Genomic DNA, 6,650 nt, shown 5'->3' with positions numbered 1-6,650 from the left:
GTTAAAAACCATGGCAGAAGACACTAACCTATGGTCGAAATTTGTAGCGTTCACCTTACCGCATGAGCAGTCCCCGAAGATGGGTGATGGCTTCCCGCTCTTTCTGAAAAATATCAGCCCAAGTTAGGTGCACGACCGTCCACCCGGTGCGGGTCAGTGCGCGATCGCGGGCTGCCTCGGAGCGATCCCTGCCGGGGTGGTCCACGTATTTCTGTTCGCCGTCAAACTCGAGAATCACCCGCGCCTCGGGCCAGGCGAAGTCCACCCGATAGTTACGACCCTCGCACGAAATCGGGTACTGCGTCATGGGAGTAGGCAACTCATGTTCCATAAGCAGGCATCGGGTGAGGCTCTCACCTGCCGACTCGCTGGATGCATCCACCGCCTGCGCCAGAGTGCGCCCGGAGGAACCGCCGTACCCGGTGAGGTTCAGCAGAGCCTCGATAACTTCGTGGGGTTCCATCAGTCCCCGTCGCATGATGGAGTCGGCGAGGACCACCGCCTCCCGAAAGGGCATAGTGCGAGCGCAATCCTGCAACGTGCGGGCCACCGTTGTCGCCATGACGGGTGTACCGGGTATTGCGGTCACCGCGTTAGGGTCAAAACCTCGCCTGTGCCTGCAGATGCGCCCCCTATCAGACGGACTAGTGGCGGTACTGTACACATGCACGATTGAGGGCGCGTTGAGTACATCTAGCCCCCAGAGTGCAGCTGCTGATGTGTGTGAGAAAACCCCTTGAAGACCCATGAGATGGGCGGCAATGCACCGTACCGCGAGCCGCTCATCGGGGGTGAGCGCCTGGGCATCGCGGGTGTAGATATAGGCTCCTCGCTGAATACGTTGTAGGGTTCCTGCCGCCACCATCGCACGGATATGCCGGGCACTAATACCTCGTGAGTTGAGGATGCGAGGGGTGAGCACGAGAGAGTAAAGCTCGGCTGCACGTGTGATTGGGGGTTGCACGGCTGGGATTCGGGGGTTCAGGATATTTTCGGTATTCATGGCTTTATCCTGGCAGTCTCTGCGAAGTTGTGGGGCCTGTTCGTGAAATCTGTGGATAACTTCGCTGTTTTTAGAGAAATATTCACTATCCACAGGTTTAGGTTGTATCTCAGGATTTTTGTGCCATAGGTTAGTGTCTTCTGCCATGGTTTTTAACTACGACAGAAGTCGCTAAACCATGGCACAAATTCACGTGACCGAAAAGCACACAAAAAACCCGCCTGGCAGGGAGGTCAACATCCTCCCCACCAGGCGGGTACACGTCCATATGCAGGCTTGCAGTGGCCAAATACTCCAGCAGCCAGATATTACGGTATGACAGGTACTTACAGGCCCTCAGCACGCACAATCTGAACGTGCAGGTCCTCAGCCGGCGGCATCCACGAAGCCGGATCAGCAGCAACCTGCTCACCCGAACGGATATCCTTCACCTCGTGAACCGGGGCACCCGACTCATCCGAAGAAATGAACCACACGAACGGAATGCCGCGCTTCTCAGCGTACTTAATCTGCTTACCGAACTTCGCGGCATTCGCAGACACCTCGCACGCGATACCGCGGGCACGCAGCGCATCCGCAACATCATTCGCGGCCGACCAGCCCTCATCATTCGTCAGGGCAACAAACACAGCCGAAGGTACCTTACGGCTCGCCTGCGCAAAACCCTGCGACAGAATACGAGCCACCACACGAGTCACACCAATAGACAGGCCAACACCCGGGTACGTCTTCTTACCGTTCGACGCCAGCGACTCATAACGGCCGCCCGAGCAAATCGAACCCAGCGACTCGTGACCAACCAGAACAGTCTCATACACGGTGCCGGTGTAGTAATCCAGACCGCGAGCAATCGACAGGTCGGCCAGCACCTTACCCGGCGCACGGCGGGACGCTTCCTCAATGACCTCAGCCAGCTCAGCAAGACCCTGATCCAGCAGCTCATGCTCCACCGAATACTTCGCGGCAAGCGCACGCACCTGCTCCACGAAAGAAGCATCCTCAGTGCGGATCTGCGCCAGCTCCAGGGCGGCAGCGGCAGCATCCGCGCTCGCGCCAGCCTCAGCCTGCAGCTCCTCAGCCACACGCTCAGCACCGATCTTCTCCAGCTTGTCAATAGAACGCAGAACAGCCGCAGTATCAGTCAAACCCAAGCCCAGGTAGAAACCCTCAGCCAGCTTGCGGTTATTCACACGCAGCTTGAACTCAGGAATCGGTAGCTTCGACAGCGCATCAACAACAACCAGCGCCAAGGTCACGTCGTAACGGAACGGCAGCTCGCCGTCGCCAACCACGTCAATATCAGCCTGAGTGAACTCGCGGGCACGACCCTCCTGCGGACGCTCACCACGCCACACCTTCTGAATCTGGTAACGCGAGAACGGGAAATTCAGATAACCGGCGTTCTCCACCACATAACGGGCAAATGGCACGGTCAGGTCAAAGTGCAGAGCCAGCTTTTCCTTAGCCTTAGCAGCCTCGTCCTCCTGCAGGCGAGAAATTGCGTAAACTTCCTTGTCAATCTCACCCTTGCGCAGCAGCTGCTCAATAGTCTCTACCGAACGAGTCTCAATCGGGGAGAAACCGTGCAACTCAAAAGTCTCACGCAAAGTGTCCAGAACATGATTCTCAACCAACCGCTCAGCCGGAAGATACTCGGGAAAACCAGACAGCGAAGCCTTGCGAGCCATACGCGATACTCCTTGACAAAGAACTCGACAACAAAACCCCGGAACACCTCCGGGCATATCTACCCATCATACCAACACCCACCCCAGCACAGCACCCGCTCCCCCAGCTCACCCGACACAAACCCACGCAAACCCGTAGCCGGCAGGTTCGCCCACAACACAACACGACCAGACACTACTCACACACACCCCACAGAGGCTATGCTTAGGAGGTGCACACGCACACCCAAACGGGTGCCCACCACGGGGAACAGCGCAAAGGCGCCCCACCCCCAGCACCCCCGAGTGAAAGAGTTATAGCGGTGACTACCAAACCCGACGACACTGTAAACCTCGAAAAGGCACGCCAGTACGGCCGCGTCTCCGAGGACGGCCACGTCTTCGTCATTGTCGACGGCGAAGAATACGCCGTAGGCCAGCTGCCCGGCGCCTCCGAAGAAGAAGCGCTCAGCTACTTCGCCCGCAAGTTTGAAAACGTCGAGGCGCAGGTTGCCCTGCTCGAATCCCGCCTCGCCAACAACGCCCCCGCCGCAGACCTGCAGAAGGGCATCACCTCCATCGGTGCACAGATCGGTGTGCGCAACATGGTCGGTGACTACTCCGGCCTGCAGAAGCGCCTCATCGCCCTCGCAGAGCAGATCGCTGAACTCGGCGAAAAGCAGCAGCAGGCACGCACCGAAAACCGTGAACGCGCCCTCGCCGTCCGCGAAGAAATCGTCGCGGAAGCCGAGCAGATCGCCGGCCAGGACCCCGACCAGATCCACTGGAAGAACTCCCACTCCCGCATGAACGAACTGTTCGAAGCGTGGAAGAAGGCACAGCGCGAAATTCACCTGGCAAAGAGCGTAGAGGACGAGCTGTGGAAGCGTTTCCGTGCAGCCCGCACCACCTTCGACCGCAACCGCCGCGCACACTTCTCTCAGCTCGACGACCGCAACGCACGCATCAAGCGCGCCAAGGAAGAGCTGATTGCACGTGCGGAAGAGCTGTCCACCTCGACTGACTGGTCTGAGACTTCCCGCGTATACGGCGACCTGATGCGCGCCTGGAAGCAGGTACCCCGCGGCCACCGTCGCGAAGACGACAAGCTGTGGGCACGCTTCCGCGCGGCACAGGACGTGTTCTTCAACGCCCGCAACGAAGCCGAAGCAGCGCAGGACGCAGTCTACGCCGAAAACCTCAAGGTCAAGGAAGCACTGCTCGAAGAAGCACGCGCACTCCTGCCCGTCGAAGACATCGAGGCAGCAAAGGCATCCTTCGAGAAGATCCTGGACCGCTGGGATGCGGCAGGCCGCGTGCCCCGCAACGACCTGCGCCGCGTCGACGGCGAACTGCGCCGTATTCAGGACGAAATCAACGGCGCCGAAGAGGCAAAGTGGAAGCGCAACGACCCCGCCAAGGCGGCACGCGCGAACTCCCTGCTCGCACAGATCGAGGACTCCCTCGCCGAGCTGGAAGCAGAGCTCGCAGCAGCTGAAAAGGGCGGCGACTCCAAGAAGATCGCCAAGGCTAAGGAAGCTCTGGAGGCGCGCCGCGCCTGGGCAGCAACCCTGCAGGGCTTCGGCAACTAGGGTCTAGCAGACGGTCTAATTAACGCCGAGAAGCCACATGTGTTTCGAAAAGCCACTTTTTTGGTGGCTTCTCGAAATACATGTGGCTTCTGCGTGTCTGCGGAATGTCTGCTGGGTGTCTGTGGGATGCGGGATATCTGCGGGGTGCGGACTTTTAGGATCGGCTGGAGGGGCTAGTCATCGACCTGTTCATAATTCATGATTTCCCACTTTTGGCCGTTATGCTTCAGTTCAAATTTGAAAGTATCGTCAGTTTTGTCGTCATTGGTCCAGCTAACCCAGCTCCCATCAGGCTCAACAAAAATCTCACGATCCCATTCGCGGTAGGCTTTCCAGAAGTAGGTTTCTCCGTCTTCTGACCAGGGGTTTCCATCGGCTAGAAAATGGTCGATTCCTCCAATGATCCATCCGCCGCTTTGATAAAGCTTTTCTGCATCTTCATACTCTTCTAATTCACGTTTGAAATTTGGCGAGATGAACTTGCGAGCCATCGAGTAATCGCCAGTTTGAGTACCGTAATTACCCCACAAAATCCAGGCATCCATCGTCTTACGCATGCCCTCTAGAGACTTTTCGTTGTAGCCGTCTTCCGGAGCATTGGGTTTCGGTACATTCTGTGCTGGACCGTATTTATCAGCAGGGCGGTACTCGCCATCGGGTGCTTTTGATCCGCCCGAGTAGCCTCGGACAGTAGACGGGGTAGCGCTTGCCGAAGGCGACTCCGACACCGCTACAGACGCCGAAGCCGTTTCGCTCGGCGCTGCGGAGGCGGTGGCTGCCGCCTCGTTATTAGCCTGCTGACTGCAGGCCGCAAGCAGGGCACCAATACCCGCAAGTGCGCTGCCGCTCAGCATTGCGCGGCGGGTAAGAAAAACAGAAGTCATGGAAATACATTCCTCATATCGGTGTGGTGTGAATGGGGGATGCTGATTAGAAAGCGGAAGATAGAGAAATTCTCGAAGCAAGAATAAGAATTCTTGCGATACTAATAAGTGCTTTTTATTTCCTATTTAGTCATCTACTTGTTCAAAGTCGATAATCTTCCAGCCCTCAGAAGTGTATTTAAACGAGAACTTCCAGGTGTCGTCATCCTTTCTGTCATTCTCGTAAGACTTCCAATCACCGTTAGGTTCAATGTACATAACGTAGCCCCACTCCCGGTACGCTTTCCAGTAGTAAGTCTCTCCCTCACTCCAAGGGTTCCCGTCAGCAATGTAGTGATCAAGACCCGCGATAATCCATCCGCCCCGCTTGTAGAGGGCTTCAAGACCTTCGTAGGAGTCTAGTAGTTCGGTAAAGCTGCTATCAACGAATTTGCGTGCTTGGCTGTAATCTCCGGTTTGGGCGCCGTAGTTGTTCCATTCAATCCACGCGTTGAGTGTTTTGCGTAGACCTTCATTGGATTTTTCTCGGTATCCGTCCTCAGGTGATGCAGGTTTCGGAACGTTTTGTGCCGGACCGTTAGGGTCAGCTCCGCGGTACTCCCCGTCAGGTGCCTTTGAGCCGCCGGAGTAGCCGCGGGTAATGACCGGGCTCGGAGTAGCTGATGCAGAAGAGGCATCGGAAGCCGCCGTAGAAGCTGAAGCGGAAGTCATTTCGCTCGGCGTGGCGGAGGCGGTCTCGCTCGGTGCTGCCGAGGCGCTCACCTCGTTGGTGGCTTGTTGGCCGCACGCCGCAAGCAGGGCACCAACACCCACAAGTGCGCCGCCGCTCAACAGTGCGCGGCGGGTAAAAAGGTTGGAAGTCATGGAAATACATTCCTCATATCGGTGTGAAGTGTGAATAGGTGGCTGGCTAGAAACCGGAAGACTAACCTGCCGAAGGGGAAGAACCCCCGATAGCTGAGAAGCCACATGCGTTTCGAAAAGCCATAAACAAAGTGGCTTCTCGGCGAACATGTGGCTTCTCAACGTAAGACCCACGGCAGAGAGATGCCTTACATATCGGGCCAGTCGCGGTGCAACGAATACTCCGTATCCCCGTCACCGCTATCATTCAGATGCCAGCGCTGACCAGTACGGATGTCGGCCTTGCGCAGACGCGGGTTCGGATTATCCTTCTTGCCCATCGTCGGGTCATTCTTGCAGCCCCAACGAGTGTCGTCGTAGCTGCAGTCACCGGCTACGCGTCCCACATCAACCCACCAGACACGCACCAGCAACGGGTCACTGGTCGCCTGCGGGGTCACCATCATCATCTGCCACGGGCCACCATCCACACGGAAACGAGCCGTGTAATGCACGGTCGCATACGCGTGGAAGTTACCCGAACGCTTGTAGGCGTAGCTGGTATCCGTCTGACGCGGACGCTCACGAGGGTAGGTGGTGACCGGTTTGCCCGCTGTGTAGTTGGTATCTGTATCTCCGTTGCCGTACTCGATGACATAGG

The 6,650-nt window shown here is 57.2% G+C and carries 5 protein-coding genes and 1 pseudogene; 1 reads left to right on the top strand and 5 read right to left on the bottom strand.

The genetic code is table 11. The features are described 5' to 3' along the window. Positions 1–55 precede the first annotated feature (55 nt). Together HMPREF2879_RS09560 and hisS are read right to left on the bottom strand one after the other, a co-directional pair. Positions 56–517 (bottom strand): endonuclease domain-containing protein, encoded by a 462-nt coding sequence (locus HMPREF2879_RS09560; RefSeq protein ID WP_239662322.1) that lies wholly within the window; start codon positions 515–517, stop codon positions 56–58. An 812-nt stretch (positions 518–1,329) separates the two neighbouring features. After that, positions 1,330–2,691, bottom strand: coding sequence for a histidine--tRNA ligase (hisS, locus tag HMPREF2879_RS07590; protein WP_049341928.1), 1,362 nt, complete (start codon positions 2,689–2,691; stop codon positions 1,330–1,332). Between the two features lie 302 nt (positions 2,692–2,993). Here hisS and HMPREF2879_RS07585 point away from each other — a divergent pair, with 302 nt between their 5' ends. After that, on the top strand, positions 2,994–4,262 hold the full coding sequence (locus HMPREF2879_RS07585; RefSeq protein WP_070635177.1) for a DUF349 domain-containing protein: 1,269 nt from the start codon (positions 2,994–2,996) through the stop codon (positions 4,260–4,262). 173 nt (positions 4,263–4,435) lie between these two features. Here the strand turns inward: HMPREF2879_RS07585 and HMPREF2879_RS07580 are convergent, their stop codons facing one another. The 3 genes and pseudogenes from HMPREF2879_RS07580 to HMPREF2879_RS07570 all read right to left on the bottom strand — a co-directional run. Beyond that, entirely contained in the window at positions 4,436–5,146 is a 711-nt protein-coding gene (locus tag HMPREF2879_RS07580; protein WP_070635176.1) for a DUF6318 family protein, read from the bottom strand. A 126-nt stretch (positions 5,147–5,272) separates the two neighbouring features. Beyond that, positions 5,273–6,010: a DUF6318 family protein gene (locus HMPREF2879_RS07575; RefSeq protein ID WP_070635175.1), complete on the bottom strand. Its 738-nt coding sequence runs from the start codon at positions 6,008–6,010 to the stop codon at positions 5,273–5,275. Between the two features lie 188 nt (positions 6,011–6,198). Further along, positions 6,199–6,650 (bottom strand): annotated as a pseudogene (locus tag HMPREF2879_RS07570) (peptide ABC transporter ATPase); the annotation flags it as partial.

The sequence above is a fragment of the Rothia sp. HMSC069C04 genome (assembly GCF_001812895.1).
GTDB lineage: Bacteria > Actinomycetota > Actinomycetes > Actinomycetales > Micrococcaceae > Rothia.
This window is presented reverse-complemented; position numbering and strand designations above follow the sequence as displayed.